Here is an 18309-nt window from a genome sequence, read left to right on the forward strand (position 1 = left end):
ACGCACGGTCGGTACCCCGCCGTTTCCCCGCTGTCAGTGCCGGGTGGCAGGATCGGGGCATGCCAGACGTGCTCGATGCCAGCCCCTACGACGCCCTGCTCCTGCTCTCGTTCGGCGGCCCGGAGGGCCCGGACGACGTGGTCCCGTTCCTGGAGAACGTGACCCGGGGACGCGGCATCCCCAAGGAACGCCTCAAGGAAGTCGGACAGCACTACTTCCTCTTCGGCGGCGTCAGCCCGATCAACGACCAGAACCGCGCCCTGCTGGACGCCCTGCGCAAGGACTTCGCCGAGCACGGCCTGGACCTGCCGGTCTACTGGGGCAACCGCAACTGGGCGCCGTACCTGACGGACACCCTGCGCGAGATGGTCCGCGACGGCCGGCGCCGCGTCCTGGTCCTCGCCACCAGCGCCTACGCCTCCTACTCGGGCTGCCGCCAGTACCGCGAGAACCTCGCGGACGCGCTCGCCGCCCTGGAGTCCGAGGGGCTGGAGCCGCCGAAGGTCGACAAGCTCCGGCACTACTTCAACCACCCCGGCTTCGTCGAGCCCATGGTCGACGGGGTCGTCCGGTCCCTCGCCGAGCTGCCCGAGGAGGTCCGGGACGGCGCGCACATCGCGTTCTGCACCCACTCGATCCCCACCTCCGCCGCCGACACGTCCGGTCCGGTCGAGGAGCACGGCGACGGCGGGGCGTACGTGCGCCAGCACCTGGACGTGGCACAGCTGATCGCCGACGCCGTGCGCGAGCGCACCGGCGTCGACCACCCCTGGCAGCTCGTCTACCAGTCGCGCTCCGGCGCCCCGCACATCCCGTGGCTGGAGCCCGACATCTGCGACCACCTGGAGGAGCGGCGGGCGGCCGGTGCCTCCGCGGTGGTGATGGCCCCCATCGGGTTCGTCTCCGACCACATGGAGGTCCTCTACGACCTCGACACGGAGGCCACCGCCAAGGCCGAGGAGCTGGGACTGCCGGTGCGCCGCGCGGCCACCGTGGGCGCCGACCCGCGCTTCGCCGCGGCCGTCCGCGACCTGGTCCTGGAGCGGGCGGGCGACGAACGCGGGCAGGAGGTCACGCCCTGCGCCCTCGGCAGGCTCGGCGCGAGCCACAACCTGTGCCCGGTCGGCTGCTGCCCCGCCCGTGCCCCCCGGCCCGCCGCCGCGGGCGCCGACAGTCCCTACGCGTGAGGAACCCCGTGACCGACGTGACGCCCGACCCGCTCCACGCCGACCTGCTGAAGATCGCCCAGGAGGCCGCCCACCGCGCGGGCGAGCTGCTGCGGGACGGACGCCCGGCCGACCTCGCGGTCGCCGCCACCAAGTCCAGCCCGATCGACGTGGTCACCGAGATGGACATCGCGGCGGAGAAGCTGATCACCGGGCTGATCGCCGACCGCCGCCCCGACGACGGCTTCCTCGGCGAGGAGGGGGCCGCCGTGGAGGGCACCAGCGGCGTCCGCTGGGTCATCGACCCGCTCGACGGCACGGTCAACTACCTGTACGGCCTGCCCACCTGGGCGGTCTCCATCGCCGCCGAGCAGGACGGCGAGCGGGTGGCCGGCGTGGTCGTGGCCCCGATGCGGGGCGAGTCCTACCACGCGCTGCTGGGCGGCGGCGCCTGGGCCACGGGCGCCTGGGAGGGCGAACGCAGGCTCGCCTGCCGGTCCGCGGCGCCGCTGGACCAGGCGCTGGTCTCCACCGGCTTCAACTACGTCGCCGACGTCCGCGCGGAGCAGGCCGAGATCGCGCGGCGGCTCATCCCGCTGGTGCGGGACATCCGGCGCGGCGGCTCGGCCGCGATCGACCTGTGCGACGTCGCCGCGGGGCGCCTCGACGGCTACTACGAGCGCGGGCTGCACCCCTGGGACCTCGCGGCGGGCGACCTGATCGCCCGTGAGGCGGGCGCCGTGACCGGTGGACGCCCCGGTGAGCGCCCCACCGGCGCCCTGACCATCGCTGCCACCCCGGCCGTCTTCGAACCCCTCCAGCGGCTCCTGACGGACTTCGGCGCGTAGCCCCGGGGGGGGCGGGAAGTCAGTGGGCGTCCCGCCCCGCGTCCGGCCCGCCGCCGGACGGCAGCGCGCACGACGAGGCCCCGGTGCTGGATCCCACCGGGGCCTCGTCTTCGCGGGCCGATCAGGCGTTGGTCGCGCTGACCTCCACGCCGTGCTCGGCAGCGAGACGGCGCAGATCGTCCAGCTCGCCCAGCTCCACGTCGACAAGGTACTCGTCGCCCTCGTCGCGGGCCCGGGACAGGTCGGACTCGGTCGTCTTTATGCGCTGCAGAAGTCCTGCGGTGAAAGCGTCCATGCTGCGCCCCCTCGTCCTGGGTCGTGGGTCGTTGGCACGGGGGTGTGCCGGTCGGAAGGGGCGATCACGCCTCCGGTGGAGTGCCCAGCGCTGCCGGGCAGGGCGGCGGCGGTGCCGGACACCCACGCCCGCTCTGCGGAAGCGGACCGCGGCGTACCGCGCGGTAACGCGGTACAGGCAGAGCGTGATCGCGGGGTGTAAAGCCGTCCTCCCCCTGCTCCCCTTCGCGGAAACCTCAACCGCACGAGAAAATCTCGCATTCCCGCTTCGGCGGCCTTTCCACGGCCCTCTTCGTCACCGGCCCCGCACCCGGCTTACCGCCGACTTATGGCCGAAAAGGGCAGGATGGAGGCAACACACCCACCAGCCCCCTGCCCTCGTGCGTCCGAGAAGCGCTACGCGGGTGGACACAGGAAGGACAAGCGACGTGCGCGTACTCGTCGTCGAGGACGAGCAGCTGCTCGCCGATGCGGTGGCCACCGGACTGCGCCGGGAGGCCATGGCCGTCGACGTCGTGTACGACGGTGCGGCCGCCCTCGAGCGTATCGGCGTCAACGACTACGACGTGGTCGTCCTCGACCGCGACCTGCCCCTGGTGCACGGCGACGACGTCTGCCGCAAGATCGTCGAGCTGGGCATGCCCACGCGGGTGCTCATGCTCACGGCGTCCGGCGACGTCAGCGACCGGGTCGAGGGCCTGGAGATCGGCGCCGACGACTACCTGCCCAAGCCCTTCGCGTTCAGCGAGCTGATCGCCCGCGTGCGCGCCCTGGGCCGGCGGACCAGCGTGCCCCTGCCGCCCGTCCTGGAGCGCGCCGGGATCAAGCTCGACCCCAACCGCCGCGAGGTCTTCCGGGACGGCAAGGAGGTGCAGCTCGCCCCCAAGGAGTTCGCCGTCCTCGAGGTCCTCATGCGCAGCGAGGGCGCCGTGGTCTCCGCGGAGCAGCTGCTGGAGAAGGCCTGGGACGAGAACACCGACCCGTTCACCAACGTCGTGCGCGTGACCGTCATGACCCTGCGCCGCAAGCTGGGCGAGCCGCCGGTCATCGTCACCGTCCCCGGCTCCGGCTATCGGATCTGAGCGGCCGTGGCGACGACACCCGCGCCCCCCGGGGCGCCCCCCAAGCCCACGTGGGACCCTCGCTCGGCCACGCCCCTGCCGTGGCTGCGCCCCACCATCCGGATAAGGCTCACGCTGCTGTACGGCGGCATGTTCCTGATCGCCGGCATCCTGCTGCTGTCGATCATCTACCTGCTGGCCGCCCAGGCGGTGCGCACCGGCAACGAACCGCTGTACAAGATCGTCGACTTCACCAACCTCAAGGTCTCCAGCAGCGACTGTCCCGTCGTCGACAACGGCAACCTGTCGCTGTCCGACTTCAACGCGGCGATCAGCGACTGCATGGACCACCAGCGCAAGGTCGCCCTGGACAACCTGCTCAGCCGCTCGCTGCTGGCGCTGCTCGGCCTCGCCGTGATCGCCTTCGCCTTCGGCTACGCCATGGCCGGACGCGTCCTGTCGCCGCTGGGCCGGATCACCCGCACCGCGCGCGCGGTGGCCGGCTCCGACCTCTCCCGCCGGATCGAGCTGGACGGCCCGGACGACGAGCTGAAGGAGCTGGCCGACACCTTCGACGACATGCTGGAGCGGCTGCAGCGGGCCTTCACCGCCCAGCAGCGCTTCGTCGGCAACGCCTCCCACGAGCTGCGCACGCCGCTGGCGATCAACCGCACCCTCCTGGAAGTGCACCTGTCCGATCCGAACGCGCCGGTGGAGCTCCAGCAGCTCGGCAAGACGCTGCTGGCGACCAACGAACGCAGCGAGCAACTGGTCGAGGGCCTGCTGCTGCTGGCCCGCAGCGACAACCAGATCGTCGAGCGCAAACCGGTGGACCTCGCCGAGGTGGCCGGCCAGGCCATCGACCAGGTGCACGCGGAGGCCGAGACCAAGGGCGTGGAGCTCCGCGGCACCCGCGAGGCCGCGGTCGTCCAGGGCAACGGCGTCCTGCTGGAGCGGATCGCCCTGAACCTCGTCCAGAACGCCGTGCGCTACAACGTGGCCGAACAGGGCTGGGTGGAGGTCACCACCGCCGTGGAGAACGGCCAGGCGGTCCTGGTGGTCACCAACACGGGCCCGGTGGTACCGGCGTACGAGGTGGACAACCTCTTCGAGCCGTTCCGGCGGCTGCGTACCGAGCGGACGGGGAGCGACAAGGGCGTCGGGCTCGGGCTGTCCATCGCGCGGTCCGTGGCCCGGGCGCACGGCGGGCACATCTACGCGCAGCCGCGCGAGGGCGGAGGGCTCGTGATGCGGGTGACCCTGCCCGTCTGAGATCATGACCCCGACATCGCACCGAGACCCGAGGATGTTCGCTTTGAGCGGAATTTCCAGGCCACCGGCCTCGGAGTCGCGTGTGTGATCGATCACAGCGGAGGCTTTCCCGCTCTCTACTCTCCGTGATCATGCACCCTGTCGGAAAGCCGGGAAAATCCCGGTTTTCAGGGGCCCTGATCACGGGAAGTACACGGTGAGACGCCTTTGAAGTGCGGCATTCGGACCGTGTACGGTCCCCATCGCCATCCAAGCCGATCACTCATGAGGAGTCCGGTTGGGTGTCGATTGAGTAACAGACCTTGATGTGAGGCAAAATCTCCGCCTCAGGTCGGGCACAAGTCCGGCCTCTCACGCGTTACGTGCGCTGAAGACACCGCAGACACCCAGAGGGGGAGAGCGACCATGGCAACCGATTACGACACTCCACGCAAGACCGACGACGACGTCGACTCGGACAGCCTCGAAGAGCTGAAGGCCAGGCGGAACGACAAGTCCGCCTCGGCCGTCGACGTCGACGAGTTCGAGGCCGCGGAAGGCCTCGAACTTCCCGGCGCCGACCTCTCGAACGAGGAACTGGCCGTCCGTGTACTGCCGAAGCAGCAGGATGAGTTCACCTGCATGAGCTGCTTCCTGGTCCACCACCGCAGCCAGCTGGCCCGGGAGAAGAACGGCCAGCCGATCTGCCGCGACTGCGACTGAGGCGGGGTCGGCCGTGACTGGCTCGACCCCTCCCTGGAAGCGCCGTTTCTCCCGACGAGGAGCGGACCAAGGGCCGTCCGACGGCCCGTACAGCGCGCGTGACGACGAGCGGGGCCCGACCGATACGGGGAGGGCCCCGCTCGAACCGGTGGCCGACCGGAGTGACCTCCCGGCGACCACGCGACCGCCGGCGCCCGCTGCCCGGCGCCGGGCAGCGGCGTTCCGGGAGAAGGCGGGGCAGGGGGTCCGCAACGGCGGTGCCCGCGCCAGGGCTGCCCTGGGACACCTCGCCGACCGGATCATCGACCTGGCCCCGCGGGTGCCCGTACGGGACCTGGCGACGCTGCGCAGGCAGTTCCCGGGCCTCGGCCCCGAAGAGCTGGCCGACCGGCTCGTGGCCGGCGCGGCCAAGGGCACGGCGACCGTGGGAGCGGGCATCGGAGCGGCGGCGATGCTGCCCGTGCCGCCCGCGATGCCCACCGAACTGGCCGCCGAGATCACCGGAGTCGCGGCGATCGAGCTCAAGCTGATCGCCGAACTCCACGAGGTCTACGGCGTACGCCCGCCGGGCGGTCTCGGGCAGCGCAGCACCGCGTACCTGAACTCGTGGTCGGACGAGCGCGGCGTCGACGTGTCCAAGCCGTCGACCCTCGGCTCGGCGATGAACGGCCCCATGAAGCGCCAGCTGCGCCAGCAGATCATGAAGCGGATGGTGCGCGACCTGCCAAACCTGATGCCGTTCATGGTGGGTGCGGCCGTGGGCGCGGTCATGAACCGCCGCGACACCAGAAAGCTGGCCGCCAGGATCCGGACCGACCTGCGCAAGCACCAGGTCGCCTGGAGCGCCCTGGACGACCTCCCCGCCCTGGAACGCCCGCGGGACGCCCTGGACATGGGCGAGATCACCAAGGGCATCGGACCCGGCTCCGTCGGCCGCGGGGAAAACTTCGGCAAAGACGGCCGCTGACCGCGGCCTGCCTCCGCCGCGCCGCGACCCGGTCCGCCGGACAGGTGCTACGCGGCCGCGGCCTTCGCCGCCGTCAGGGCCTCGATCAGCCGCTCCGGCTCGCGCGTCGACAGGTACAGGTACGGAGTCGGGTCCTCCGGGTCCGTGACCAGCACCCGCACGGCCCGCGGGATGTAGGCGCGCAGCAGCAGGAACGCCCTGGTGTCGGCCTTGTACGTGCGCCAGGCGCGGGCCTCCTCCGGGTCGAGGACCTCCGCCTCGCCCAGCGCCGAGAGCGGCACCCTGGCCTCGCCCGCGATCAGCGAGTCGCCCACGATCCGGATGCGGACCGCGCCGTACGAACTGGCCGCCACCGCGGCCACCGCGGTCCCGCCCGCCAGGCCGCCCAGCATCGGCAGCGTGCCGAAGGGCAGCAGGATCAGCGCGAACGCCAGCCCCACCAGGAAGGAGACGAGCCACCAGGAGCGGGGCGCGGTGAGTCGTTCTTCGTACGGGGCCGTGGAGAGCTGCATGAACCAAGCTTGGCACGGTATCGGTGTTCGGCCGACGCGCGGGTAAGGTCTGCGCCTGTGAGTGGTACTTCCCCAGGTCTCCAGCCCCCCGCCGACGCCGTGAAACCCGTACGGCACCCCGACGCGCCCGCCCCCGGCGAGCTGCTCGGCGCCCACTACGGACAGTGCTTCGGCTGCGGCGGCGACCAGCCCCACGGGCTGCACCTCCAGGCGCGGGCGGGTGAAGGCGTGTCGATCACCGCCGAGTTCACCGTCCGCCCCGCCCACCAGGGCGCGCCCGGTCTGGCGCACGGCGGCGTGCTGGCCACCGCCCTGGACGAGACGCTGGGCTCGCTGAACTGGCTGCTGCGCACGATCGCGGTGACCGGACGGCTGGAGACCGACTTCCGGCGGCCGGTGCCCGTGGACACGACGCTGTACCTGGAGGCCGAGGTCACCGCGGTGGCCGGCCGCAAGATCTACTCCACCGCCACCGGCCGGATCGGCGGACCCGACGGCCCCGTGGCCGTTCGCGCCGACGCCCTCTTCATCGAGGTCGAGGTCGAGCACTTCGTCCGGAACGGCCGCGAGGAGGAGATCCGCGCCGCCATGGACGACCCCGACCAGCTCCGCCGCGCCCGCGCCTTCGAGGTGAACCCGTGAGCCGTGCCGACCTCGAGGTGCTGATCCGGCGCGTCGACCCCGACGTACCGCTGCCCGCGTACGCGCAGCCCGGCGACGCCGGCGCCGACCTGCGCACCACCGTCGGCTGCGAGCTGGCGCCCGGCGAACGCGCCGTTCTGCCCACCGGCGTGTCTGTGGCGCTCCCCGAGGGGTACGCGGCCTTCGTGCACCCACGTTCCGGACTGGCCGCCCGCTGCGGTGTCGCCCTCGTGAATGCCCCGGGGACGATTGATGCCGGGTACCGTGGGGAGATCAAGGTGATCGTGGTGAATCTCGACCCGCGCGAGAGCGTGCGGTTCGAGCGCTTCGACCGGATTGCCCAACTGGTCGTCCAGCAGGTCGAGAGGGTCCGCTTCCGTCAGGTCGCGGAGCTTCCCGACTCGGCGCGGGCCGAGGGGGGCTTCGGGTCCACCGGCGGCCACGCCGGGTTGGACCGTGCAAGCGGCACAAGCGGTCAGGTCGCCGAGGGCGGCCCGACGGGTGGGAATCGATACGCTTCGGTCGTATCCGACCGGGAAGGACAGTGACGTGTTCGGACGTCGCAAGAAGAGGGATGCCGCCGAGGACGCGGCCGGCGAGACCGAGCAGGTCGTCGACAGCGTCGACACCGAGGCGGACGAAGAGCGCGAACGCGTGCGGCTCGAGCCCGAGCCGCGCCCCGACGGGCCCTGGGACAGCACCGAGGTCCGCGACCCGGCCGAGGGCCGGGTCGACCTGGGCGGCCTTTTCATCCCCGGGGTCGACGGCATGGAACTGCGGGTGGAGGTCGCGGGCGACGCGATCGTCGCCGCGACCGTGGTGCTGCGCGACAGCGCCATCCAGCTCCAGGGCTTCGCCGCGCCCAAGCGCGAGGGCATCTGGGGCGAGGTGCGCGAGGAGATCGGCTCCGGCATCACCCAGCAGGGCGGCATCATCGACGAGGTCGAGGGTCCGCTGGGCTGGGAGCTGCGGGCCCAGGTCCCGGTGCAGCTGCCGGACGGCACGGGCGGCTTCCAGGTCGTGCGGTTCGTCGGCGTGGACGGGCCCCGCTGGTTCCTGCGCGGCGTGATCTCGGGCCAGGGAGCGGTGCAGCCGCAGGCCGCCGGTCTCCTGGAGCAGATCTTCCGGGACACGGTCGTCGTCCGCGGCGAGGGCCCGATGGCCCCCCGCGACCCCATCGTCCTGAAGCTGCCGAACGACGCGCAGATGGTCCCCGAAGGGGTCCAGCAGGAGGAGGGCTCCCGCTTCGCCGGCGGCATGGGCCAGCTCCAGCGCGGACCGGAGATCACCGAGGTTCGCTAGGCGAGGACGCGACACGGCTGGTCGCCGTACGCGCCACGAGGGCCGCTTCCCCAGGGGGACGCGGCCCTCTCGCCGGTACGGACCGGGGCGGTCGCGTCGGACGATCGGGCCGCGGCCGTTGAATCCGCCGGCCCGCGGTGGTGATACTGGCGCCCGGTTCACGGGGCACGACGGGGGAGGGCACAACATGAGCCAGGTGGTCACGGAGACCATGGTGCGCGTCGAGGACGTGCGGAAGTCGTACGGCAGGGACAGCGCCGCCGTGCACGCCCTGCGCGGCGTCTCCTTCGACGTGCCGCGCGGTGAGCTGGTCGCCCTCAAGGGGCGGTCGGGATCCGGGAAGACCACCCTGCTCAACATCGTCGGCGGCCTCGACACACCGGACGCCGGACGCGTGGAGGTCGACGGCCGGGACCTCGCGGAGCTGGACGAGGACGGGCTGCTCGCGCTGCGCCGGGACCGGGTCGGCTTCGTCTTCCAGTCCTTCGGGCTCATCCCGATCCTCACCGCCGCCGAGAACGTCGGCGTACCGCTGCGGCTGCGCCGGGCCGCGCCGAAGGAACGCGAGGAACGCGTCGAGCTGCTGCTCTCCCTGGTGGGCCTCGCCGACCACGCCGCCCAGCGCCCCGGCGAGCTGTCCGGCGGGCAGCAGCAGCGGGTCGCCATCGCCCGCGCCCTCGCCAACGACCCCGCGCTGCTGATCGCCGACGAACCCACCGGCCAGCTGGACGCGGAGACCGGGCACTCGGTGATGGAGCTGCTGCGGGCCGTCGTACACAGCGAACGGGTCACCGCCCTGGTCGCCACCCACGACGCCACCCTGCTCGACCTCGCCGACCGGGTGCTGGAGCTGCGGGACGGGGAGATCGTCGAGCAGTGACGCCCCGGCGTCAGAGTTCCGTCAAGGACGGCCGGCACCCCCGTCCCCGCCCCTTTTGCCGCGATGGGGGGTCGTAGGGTCGACGCTGCGCAATCAGCGGTGACCGGAAGACAATGAGGCCATGGGACGCGGCAAGCTTCGGATCTACCTCGGTGCGGCACCGGGCGTCGGCAAGACGTACGCGATGCTGTCCGAGGCGCACCGGCGCGTCGAACGGGGCACCGACTGCGTGGTGGCCTTCGTCGAGCACCACGGCAGGGCACGCACCGAGGTGATGCTGCGCGGCCTGGAAGAGGTGCCGCGCCGGGAGATCGAGTACCGGGGCGCCGCCTTCACCGAGCTGGACCTGGACGCGGTGCTGGCCCGCCGCCCCCGGGTGGCGCTGGTGGACGAGCTGGCCCACACCAACGTCCCCGGCGTGCGCAACGCCAAGCGCTGGCAGGACGTCGAGGAACTCCTCGCCGCCGGCATCGACGTCGTCTCGACCGTCAACATCCAGCACCTGGAGTCACTCGGCGACGTCGTGGAGTCCATCACCGGCGTACGGCAGCGCGAGACGGTGCCGGACGAGGTGGTGCGCCGCGCGGACCAGATCGAACTGGTCGACATGTCGCCGCAGGCACTGCGCCGGCGCATGGCCCACGGCAACATCTACCAGCCGGACAAGGTCGACGCGGCCCTGTCCAACTACTTCCGCCCCGGCAACCTCACCGCCCTGCGCGAGCTGGCGCTGCTGTGGGTCGCGGACCGGGCCGACGAGTACCTCCAGCAGTACCGCAGCGAGCACCGGGTCTCGAAGATATGGGGCTCGCGCGAACGCATCGTGGTCGGCCTGACCGGAGGCCCCGAAGGACGGACGCTGATACGACGGGCCGCGCGCCTCGCCGAGAAGGGTGCCGGCGGCGAGGTGCTGGCCGTGTACATAGCCCGCAGCGACGGCCTGACCTCAGCCTCCCCGAAGGAGCTGGCCGTGCAGCGCACTCTGGTGGAGGACCTCGGCGGCACCTTCCACCACGTGCTCGGCGAGGACATACCGGCCGCACTGCTCGACTTCGCCCGCGGCGTCAACGCCACCCAGATCGTCCTCGGCTCCTCACGCCGCAAGACCTGGCAGTACGTCTTCGGACCCGGCGTCGGCGCCACCGTCGCCCGCGAGTCCGGCTCCGACCTGGACGTCCACATCGTGACCCACGAGGAGGTCGCCAAGGGCCGCGGGCTGCCGGTGGCCAGGGGCGCGCGGCTCGGCCGGTCCCGGAGCGTCTGGGGCTGGTTCGCGGGCCTGGGCGGTCCTGTGCTGCTGTCGCTGCTGCTCAGCACCGTCCACCTCGGCCTCGCCAACGACGTGCTGCTCTACCTGGCGCTGACCGTCGCGGCCGCCCTGCTCGGCGGGCTGTACCCGGCGCTCGCCTCGGCCGCGGTGGGGTCGCTGCTGTTGAACTGGTTCTTCACGCCCCCCGTCAACCGGATCACCATCGCCGACCCGAGGAACATGCTTGCGCTCGCCATATTCGTGGGCGTCGCGCTCTCCGTCGCCTCGGTCGTCGACGTCGCGGCCCGCCGCACCCACCAGGCCGCCCGGCTGCGCGCCGAGTCGGAGATCCTGTCCTTCCTCGCCGGTGACGTGCTGCGCGGCGAGACCAGCCTGGAGACGCTCCTGGAGCGGGTGCGCGAGACCTTCGGCATGGAGTCGGCCGCCCTCCTGGAGCGGGAGGGCGACGTGGCGCCCTGGACCTGCGCGGGACGCGCCGGGTCGGGACCGCCGGTCGACCGCCCGGAGGACGCGGACGTGGACATGCCCGTGGGCGACCACATGGCCCTCGCGCTGACCGGCCGGGTCCTGCCCGCGGAGGACCGCCGGGTGCTGGCCGCCTTCGCCGCCCAGGCCGCCGTCGTCCTGGACCGGCGCCGCCTGCGCGAGGAGGCCGACCAGGCCCGCGCGCTCGCCGAGGGCAACCGCATCCGCACGGCGCTGCTGGCCGCCGTCAGCCACGACCTGCGCACCCCGCTGGCCGGGATCAAGGCGGCGGTGACCAGCCTGAGGTCCGACGACGTGGCCTGGTCCGAGGAGGACCGGGCGGAGCTGCTCGAGGGCATCGAGGAGGGCGCCGACCGCCTCGACCACCTGGTGGGCAACCTGCTCGACATGTCCCGCCTGCAGACCGGCACCGTCACCCCGCTGATCCGCGAGATCGACGTGGACGAGGTGGCGCCGATGGCGCTCGGCGGGGTGCCCGAGGGCAGCGCGGAGCTGGACATCCCCGAGACGCTGCCCATGGTCGCCGTGGACGCCGGGCTCCTGGAGCGGGCGATGGCCAACCTGGTGGAGAACGCCGTCAAGTACAGTCCGGACGACCGGACCGTCCTGGTCGCCGCCAGTGCCCTCGCCGACCGCGTCGAGGTGCGGGTCGTGGACCGGGGACCGGGGGTGCCGGACGAGGCCAAGGACCGCATCTTCGAGCCCTTCCAGCGCTACGGCGACGCCCCGCGCGGGGCCGGGGTGGGACTCGGCTTGGCCGTGGCCCGCGGTTTCGCCGAGGCGATGGGCGGCACCCTGAACGCCGAGGACACCCCGGGCGGGGGTCTCACCATGGTCCTCACCCTCCGCGCGGTGGGCTCGTCCGGTGATTCCGGGCCGGCCCACCACCTGGCCACGGCAGAAAGGCAGGCCGCCCGATGACCCGGGTGCTCGTGATCGACGACGAACCGCAGATCGTGCGGGCCCTCGTGATCAACCTCAAGGCACGGCACTACGAGGTCGACGCCGCCCACGACGGAGCCACCGCCCTCCAGCTCGCCGCCGCCCGTCACCCGGACGTGGTGGTCCTCGACCTGGGCCTGCCCGACATGGACGGCGTCGAGGTGATCAGGGGACTGCGCGGCTGGACCCGGGTGCCGATCCTGGTGCTGTCCGCCCGGCACTCCTCCGACGAGAAGGTCGAGGCGCTGGACGCGGGCGCCGACGACTACGTCACCAAGCCCTTCGGCATGGACGAGCTGCTGGCCCGGCTGCGGGCCGCCGTCCGCCGGGCCGAACCCGTCCCCGGCGGCGAGGACGAGGTCGTCGTGGACACCGCGGAGTTCACCGTCGACCTGGCCGCGAAGAAGGTCAACCGGGGCGGCAGGGACGTACGTCTGACGCCCACCGAGTGGCACCTGCTGGAGGTGCTGGTGCGCCACACGGGGCGCCTGGTCAGCCAGAAGCAGCTGTTGCAGGAGGTGTGGGGGCCGTCGTACGGGACGGAGACGAACTACCTGCGGGTCTACATGGCCCAGCTGCGCCGCAAGCTAGAGGCGGACCCCGCGCACCCGCGGCACTTCATCACCGAGCCGGGCATGGGATACCGCTTCGAGAAGTGAGAGGCAGTGCACGCGACGTGAGGGCGAAGTGAGCCTCGCCATCCCGTCCTGGCAGGGGTGCATGGCGGTCGGCGGGCCCCGGTACGCTTCAGATATGAGTGCTGCTCCGCGTTCCGACAAGCCGGTGGGCCGGTTCCGGCGCATGTTCGACCGGCTCTCCTCCTCCCAGGAGGAGCTGGAGTCGGAGGAACTGCGCGAGGACGCCGACACCGCCGGCTGCACGCGCATCGGAGACTGCCAGGACCGGCAGGTCGTGTCGGTTACTGGTACCTTGCGCACGGTCACCCTGCGACCGCGTGCGGGCGTTCCGGCCCTGGAGGCCGAGCTGTTCGACGGTTCCGCCGCCCTGGACGTGGTGTGGCTGGGCAGACGCTCCATCGTGGGTATAGAGCCGGGGCGCAAGCTCATCGCATCGGGCCGGATCTCCATGAGCCACGGCCGCCGGGTGCTCTTCAACCCGAAATACGAACTGAGACCCCTCGGACGGGAGTAGCCGGTGACGTCGCTCGACAAGCCGACCGAAGAGACGACAGAGGCCGACGACGCCCGGGCGGTGACGGAGGCCGCGCTGTTCGAGGCGTTCGGCGGCGTGCGGGGCATGATCGAGACGGTGCTTCCGGGCCTGCTCTTCGTCACCATCTTCACCCTCAACAACGACCTGCACATGTCGGCGATCGCGGCCCTGGCCGTGTCGGTGGTGCTGGTCGTCGTCCGGCTGGTGATGAAGGACACCGTCAAGCACGCGTTCAGCGGGGTCTTCGGCGTCGCCTTCGGCGTGGTCTTCGCGATGATGACCGACAACGCCAAGAACTTCTATCTGCCGGGCATGCTCTACACCCTGGGCCTGGCGCTGGCGTACATCGTCACCTCGCTGGCCGGGGTGCCGCTGATCGGCCTGATCCTCGGCCCGGTCTTCAAGGAGAACCTCTCCTGGCGCACCCGCAACCCGGGCCGCAAGAAGGCGTACACCAAGGCCAGCTACGCCTGGGGCTTCATCCTGCTCGCCAAGTCCGCGATCCTCTTCCCGCTGTACTGGTGGGCGGACACCGAGCAGCTCGGCTGGGTCCTGGTCACCCTGAAGATCCCGCCCTTCCTGCTCGCCGTCTGGCTGACCTGGGTCTTCCTGGCCAAGGCGCCGGCGCCCATCGACGTGTTCGCGGAGATGGAGGCGGCGGAGGAGGCCGAGAAGGCCCAGAAGGCCGAGCGGGAACGGAGCGAGCGGGGGGCGGGGGACCAGACCCTGCCGGGGCCGTCCGAGGCCGACGGGGAGGCCGCGGACCTGCGCGGCGGCAAGCACCGCAAGGCCTGACGGGCCGCCGCCGGGCCGACAGCAGGTCCTCCAGCTGCTCCTCACGGGCCTGCGCGGCGACGAAGAGCAGCTCGTCGCCCGCCTCCAGGGAGTCCTCCCGGGAGGGCGTCAGCACCCGGGTGCCGCGGATGATCGTCACCAGCGAGGTGTCCTCGGGCCACTGGACGTCGCCGACCTGGGTACCGGCCAGGGCCGACTCCTCCGGCAGCGTCAGCTCGACCAGGTTGGCGTCGCCGTGGCTGAAGCGCAGCAGCCGGACCAGGTCGCCGACGCTCACCGCCTCCTCGACCAGGGCGGACATCAGCCGCGGGGTGGAGACGGCCACGTCGACGCCCCAGGACTCGTTGAAGAGCCACTCGTTCTTCGGGTTGTTCACCCGCGCGACGACGCGCGGGACGCCGTACTCCGTCTTGGCCAGTAGGGAGACGACGAGGTTGACCTTGTCGTCGCCCGTCGCGGCGATGACGACGTTGCAGCGCTGGAGCGCCGCCTCGTCCAGGGACGTGATCTCGCACGCGTCGGCGAGCAGCCACTCCGCCATCGGGACGCGCTCGACCGAGATGGCCGTCGGCGCCTTGTCGATGAGCAGGACCTCGTGGCCGTTCTCCAGCAGTTCGCCCGCGATCGAACGGCCGACCGCACCGGCTCCGGCAATGGCGACCCTCATCAGTGACCGCCCTCCTCTTCGGGACCCTTGGCGAACGCCGCCTCGACCTTGTCGACCTCGTCGGTGCGCATCATTACGTGCACGAGGTCACCGTCCTGAAGGACGGTCTGCGAGGACGGCAGGATCGCCTCCCCGAGCCGGGTGACGAACGCCACCCGCACGCCCGTCTCCTCCTGGAGCCGGCTGATCTTGTACCCGACCCAGGCCGAGGAGGTGTGCACCTCGGCGAGCTGGACGCCCCCGGTGGGGTCGCGCCACAGCGGCTCGGCACCCGAGGGCAGCAGCCGGCGCAGCATCTGGTCGGCCGTCCAGCGGACGGTGGCCACGGTGGGGATGCCCAGGCGCTGGTAGACCTCGGCGCGGCGCGGGTCGTAGATCCGCGCGGCGACGTTCTCCACGCCGAACATCTCGCGCGCCACGCGGGCGGCGATGATGTTCGAGTTGTCGCCGCTGGAGACGGCGGCGAAGGCGCCGGCCTCCTCCACCCCCGCCTCGCGCAGGGTGTCCTGGTCGAAACCGATGCCGGTGACCCGGCGGCCGCCGAACGAGGATCCGAGGCGTCGGAAGGCGGTGGGGTCCCGGTCGATCACGGCGACCGTGTGCCCCTGCTGCTCCAGGGTCTGGGCGAGCGCGGAGCCCACGCGCCCGCAGCCCATGATGACAATATGCATCGCCTCACACCGCGCTTCCTGCGGGCCCGTCGGCCTTAGTGGATGTCGTGCTCATGTCTCTCTTTCGGCTCGCCTGGCGACACGTCGCGGCCGGAGTGCGGGCCGCAGGGGAACATCATGCCGGTGCGCACCGACGCTGACGCCGCTAGGGGCCCGGGAGGCCGGGTTCCCCCGCCCGGAGCCAACGTATCGGCGTCCGGATCCAACGTATCGGCAAGCCGCTCGGGCCCGCAGGAGCCGTCTCACCCCCTGGCGGACGACCCCCGGCGGCAGATGCTCCGGATGCTGGCGACCGTCAGGATTCCGAGGCCGACGAGCGTGATGGCGCCGCCGATCAGCTCTGCGCTCAGGTGCATGGGACCTCCAGGGGCGGCAACGGCCGGAAACCGGACGGTGCTTGTCGGGTAAGCAGTCATATAGACATGCGAACCCCGTCACCTGCGGAATCCGCAGCCGGAGCGCTCCCCGAATTCACCCGTAGAGCAGACTGCGGACGGATCGGGGGTGGCGGTTGGGCGGCCGCCCGTTCGAACGCTTACGATCCTCTGTTGTGTCCAAACTGACCGACGTGCCCAAGCGGATCCTGATCGGGCGCGCACTGCGCAGCGACCGGCTGGGCGAAACGCTCCTGCCGAAGCGCATCGCCCTCCCCGTGTTCGCCTCCGACCCGCTGTCCTCCGTGGCGTACGCGCCCGGCGAGGTGCTGCTCGTCCTGTCCATCGCGGGCGTGTCGGCGTACCACTTCAGCCCCTGGATCGCGGTCGCGGTCGTGGTCCTGATGTTCACCGTGGTCGCCTCCTACCGCCAGAACGTGCACGCCTACCCGAGCGGCGGCGGCGACTACGAGGTGGCCACCACCAACCTCGGCCCCAAGGCCGGTCTGACCGTCGCCAGCGCCCTGCTGGTCGACTACGTGCTGACCGTCGCCGTCTCCATCTCCTCCGGCATCGAGAACCTCGGCTCGGCGATCCCCTTCGTCGTCGAGCACAAGGTTCTGTGCGCGGTCGCCGTGATCCTGCTGCTGACGCTGATGAACCTGCGCGGGGTCCGGGAGTCGGGCACCCTGTTCGCGATCCCGACGTACGTCTTCGTCGCGGGCGTCTTCATCATGATCGCGTGGGGCGCGTTCCGCGGCCTGGTGCTGGGCGACACCATGCGTGCGCCGACGGCGGACTACCAGATCAAGCCGGAGCACGGCGGCCTGGCCGGCTTCGCCCTGATCTTCCTCCTCCTGCGCGCCTTCTCCTCCGGCTGCGCCGCGCTCACCGGCGTCGAGGCGATCTCCAACGGCGTCCCGGCCTTCCGCAAGCCCAAGTCGAAGAACGCGGGGAACACCCTCGCGATGATGGGCCTGCTCGCCGTCACCATGTTCTGCGGCATCATCGCGCTGGCGTCCGCGACCGACGTCCGCATGTCGGAGAACCCGGCCACCGAGCTGTTCCACGGCGGCGTCGCGGTCGGCTCCGACTACGTCCAGCACCCGGTGATCTCCCAGGTCGCCGAGGCGGTCTTCGGCGAGGGCAGCTTCCTGTTCGTCGTGCTCGCCGCCGCCACCGCGCTGGTCCTCTTCCTCGCCGCCAACACCGCCTACAACGGCTTCCCGCTGCTCGGCTCGATCCTCGCCCAGGACCGCTACCTGCCGCGCCAGCTGCACACCCGCGGCGACCGGCTGGCCTTCTCCAACGGCATCGTGCTCCTCGCCGGCGCCGCCATGCTCCTGGTCGTCGTCTACGGCGCCGACTCGACCCGCCTGATCCAGCTCTACATCGTCGGCGTCTTCGTGTCCTTCACGCTCAGCCAGATCGGCATGGTCCGGCACTGGAACCGTAACCTGGCCACCGAGCGGGACCAGTCCAAGCGCCGCCACATGGTGCGCTCCCGTGCGATCAACACCTTCGGCGCCTTCTTCACCGGCCTCGTCCTGGTCGTGGTCCTGGCGACCAAGTTCACGCACGGCGCCTGGGTCGCGCTGCTCGGCATGTGCATCTTCTTCGCGACCATGACGGCGATCCGCAAGCACTACGACCGCGTCGCCGAGGAGATCGCGGCCCCGGAGGACCCCGAGGAGGCCCAGAGCGACGACATGGTGCGCCCCTCCCGCGTCCACTCGGTGGTCCTGATCTCCAAGATCCACCGGCCCACGCTCCGCGCCCTGGCCTACGCCAAGCTCATGCGCTCCGACAGCCTGGAGGCGCTCAGCGTCAACGTCGACCCGGTCGAGACGAAGGCGCTGCGCGAGGAGTGGGAGCGCCGCGGCATCGCCGTACCGCTGAAGGTCCTGGACTCGCCGTACCGCGAGATCACCCGGCCGGTCATCGAGTACGTCAAAGGCCTGCGCAAGGAGTCCCCGCGCGACGCGGTCTCCGTCATCATCCCCGAGTATGTGGTCGGCCACTGGTACGAGCACCTGCTGCACAACCAGAGCGCCCTGCGCCTCAAGGGCCGCCTGCTGTTCACGCCCGGCGTCATGGTCACGTCCGTCCCGTACCAGCTGGAGTCCTCCGAGGCCGCCAGGCGCCGGGCCCGCAAGCGCCAGGAGTGGAGCGCGCCCGGCGCGGTCCGGCGGGGCCCGGCCCAGCACCACGACCGGGACCGGGACCGTACGAAGGACTCCTCCTCGTCCACGTAGACTGGTCGGCTGTTGTCCTTTGTCGTCCCC

Annotated in this window: 18 protein-coding genes and 1 pseudogene; 15 read left to right on the forward strand and 4 right to left on the reverse strand. The window is 71.6% G+C overall.

Annotation, left to right across the window (positions count from 1 at the left end):
• Positions 1 to 59: 59 nt before the first annotated feature.
• Positions 60 to 1187, forward strand: coding sequence for a ferrochelatase (locus BZZ08_RS06255; RefSeq protein ID WP_104631123.1), 1128 nt, complete (start codon positions 60 to 62; stop codon positions 1185 to 1187).
• Positions 1188 to 1195: 8 nt separating this feature from the next.
• Positions 1196 to 2014, forward strand: coding sequence for an inositol monophosphatase family protein (locus tag BZZ08_RS06260; RefSeq protein WP_104631124.1), 819 nt, complete (start codon positions 1196 to 1198; stop codon positions 2012 to 2014).
• Between the two features lie 121 nt (positions 2015 to 2135).
• On the opposite strand, the gene BZZ08_RS38945 is transcribed toward BZZ08_RS06260, so the two are convergent.
• Positions 2136 to 2309, reverse strand: coding sequence for a hypothetical protein (locus tag BZZ08_RS38945; protein ID WP_198601315.1), 174 nt, complete (start codon positions 2307 to 2309; stop codon positions 2136 to 2138).
• 427 nt (positions 2310 to 2736) lie between these two features.
• On the opposite strand from BZZ08_RS38945, the gene BZZ08_RS06270 reads away from it, so the two are divergent.
• From BZZ08_RS06270 to BZZ08_RS06285, 4 genes are all read left to right on the forward strand, one after another.
• The gene (locus BZZ08_RS06270) at positions 2737 to 3390 is read left to right on the forward strand and encodes a response regulator transcription factor (RefSeq protein WP_003993508.1); all 654 of its coding nucleotides are present in this window, start codon (positions 2737 to 2739) and stop codon (positions 3388 to 3390) included.
• A gap of 6 nt (positions 3391 to 3396) precedes the next feature.
• Positions 3397 to 4641 (forward strand): sensor histidine kinase, encoded by a 1245-nt coding sequence (locus BZZ08_RS06275; protein ID WP_104631125.1) that lies wholly within the window; start codon positions 3397 to 3399, stop codon positions 4639 to 4641.
• Between the two features lie 405 nt (positions 4642 to 5046).
• A complete protein-coding gene (locus BZZ08_RS06280) occupies positions 5047 to 5343 on the forward strand; it encodes a DUF4193 domain-containing protein (RefSeq protein WP_003993510.1) in 297 nt (98 codons plus the stop codon).
• Positions 5344 to 5356: 13 nt separating this feature from the next.
• The gene (locus BZZ08_RS06285) at positions 5357 to 6310 is read left to right on the forward strand and encodes a hypothetical protein (protein ID WP_104631126.1); all 954 of its coding nucleotides are present in this window, start codon (positions 5357 to 5359) and stop codon (positions 6308 to 6310) included.
• A gap of 47 nt (positions 6311 to 6357) precedes the next feature.
• On the opposite strand, the gene BZZ08_RS06290 is transcribed toward BZZ08_RS06285, so the two are convergent.
• Complete coding sequence (locus tag BZZ08_RS06290; protein ID WP_104631127.1) at positions 6358 to 6822, reverse strand: DUF3093 domain-containing protein; 465 nt, start codon at positions 6820 to 6822, stop codon at positions 6358 to 6360.
• A 57-nt stretch (positions 6823 to 6879) separates the two neighbouring features.
• On the opposite strand from BZZ08_RS06290, the gene BZZ08_RS06295 reads away from it, so the two are divergent.
• From BZZ08_RS06295 to BZZ08_RS06330, 8 genes are all read left to right on the forward strand, one after another.
• Entirely contained in the window at positions 6880 to 7464 is a 585-nt protein-coding gene (locus BZZ08_RS06295; protein WP_104631128.1) for a PaaI family thioesterase, read from the forward strand.
• The gene (gene dut / locus BZZ08_RS06300; RefSeq protein ID WP_104631129.1) at positions 7461 to 8012 is read left to right on the forward strand and encodes a dUTP diphosphatase; all 552 of its coding nucleotides are present in this window, start codon (positions 7461 to 7463) and stop codon (positions 8010 to 8012) included. Before BZZ08_RS06295 ends, dut begins: the two co-directional genes overlap by 4 nt.
• A gap of 1 nt (position 8013) precedes the next feature.
• Entirely contained in the window at positions 8014 to 8766 is a 753-nt protein-coding gene (locus tag BZZ08_RS06305) for a DUF3710 domain-containing protein (RefSeq protein WP_104631130.1), read from the forward strand.
• Positions 8767 to 8953: 187 nt separating this feature from the next.
• On the forward strand, positions 8954 to 9646 hold the full coding sequence (locus BZZ08_RS06310; RefSeq protein ID WP_104631131.1) for an ABC transporter ATP-binding protein: 693 nt from the start codon (positions 8954 to 8956) through the stop codon (positions 9644 to 9646).
• A gap of 121 nt (positions 9647 to 9767) precedes the next feature.
• Entirely contained in the window at positions 9768 to 12323 is a 2556-nt protein-coding gene (locus tag BZZ08_RS06315) for a sensor histidine kinase (protein WP_104631132.1), read from the forward strand.
• Positions 12320 to 13003 (forward strand): response regulator, encoded by a 684-nt coding sequence (locus tag BZZ08_RS06320; RefSeq protein ID WP_104631133.1) that lies wholly within the window; start codon positions 12320 to 12322, stop codon positions 13001 to 13003. The genes BZZ08_RS06315 and BZZ08_RS06320 overlap by 4 nt, the downstream gene beginning before the upstream one ends.
• Before the next feature lie 94 nt (positions 13004 to 13097).
• Positions 13098 to 13496: an OB-fold nucleic acid binding domain-containing protein gene (locus BZZ08_RS06325; RefSeq protein WP_078884578.1), complete on the forward strand. Its 399-nt coding sequence runs from the start codon at positions 13098 to 13100 to the stop codon at positions 13494 to 13496.
• A gap of 3 nt (positions 13497 to 13499) precedes the next feature.
• Positions 13500 to 14312: a DUF3159 domain-containing protein gene (locus BZZ08_RS06330; RefSeq protein ID WP_104631134.1), complete on the forward strand. Its 813-nt coding sequence runs from the start codon at positions 13500 to 13502 to the stop codon at positions 14310 to 14312.
• Positions 14313 to 14319: 7 nt separating this feature from the next.
• Here the strand turns inward: BZZ08_RS06330 and BZZ08_RS06335 are convergent.
• Both BZZ08_RS06335 and BZZ08_RS06340 read right to left on the reverse strand, forming a co-directional pair.
• Positions 14320 to 14979: pseudogene (locus BZZ08_RS06335) on the reverse strand (potassium channel family protein); the annotation flags it as partial.
• Positions 14979 to 15650 carry a potassium channel family protein gene (locus BZZ08_RS06340; RefSeq protein WP_104631135.1) on the reverse strand — a complete coding sequence of 224 codons (672 nt, stop codon included), beginning with the start codon at positions 15648 to 15650 and terminating at the stop codon, positions 14979 to 14981. The pseudogene BZZ08_RS06335 and the gene BZZ08_RS06340, both read right to left, overlap by 1 nt.
• Positions 15651 to 16200: 550 nt before the next feature.
• On the opposite strand from BZZ08_RS06340, the gene BZZ08_RS06345 reads away from it, so the two are divergent.
• A complete protein-coding gene (locus BZZ08_RS06345; RefSeq protein WP_104631136.1) occupies positions 16201 to 18279 on the forward strand; it encodes an APC family permease in 2079 nt (692 codons plus the stop codon).
• Positions 18280 to 18309: the final 30 nt, after the last annotated feature.

This window comes from Streptomyces sp. MH60 (assembly GCF_002939385.1).
GTDB lineage: Bacteria > Actinomycetota > Actinomycetes > Streptomycetales > Streptomycetaceae > Streptomyces.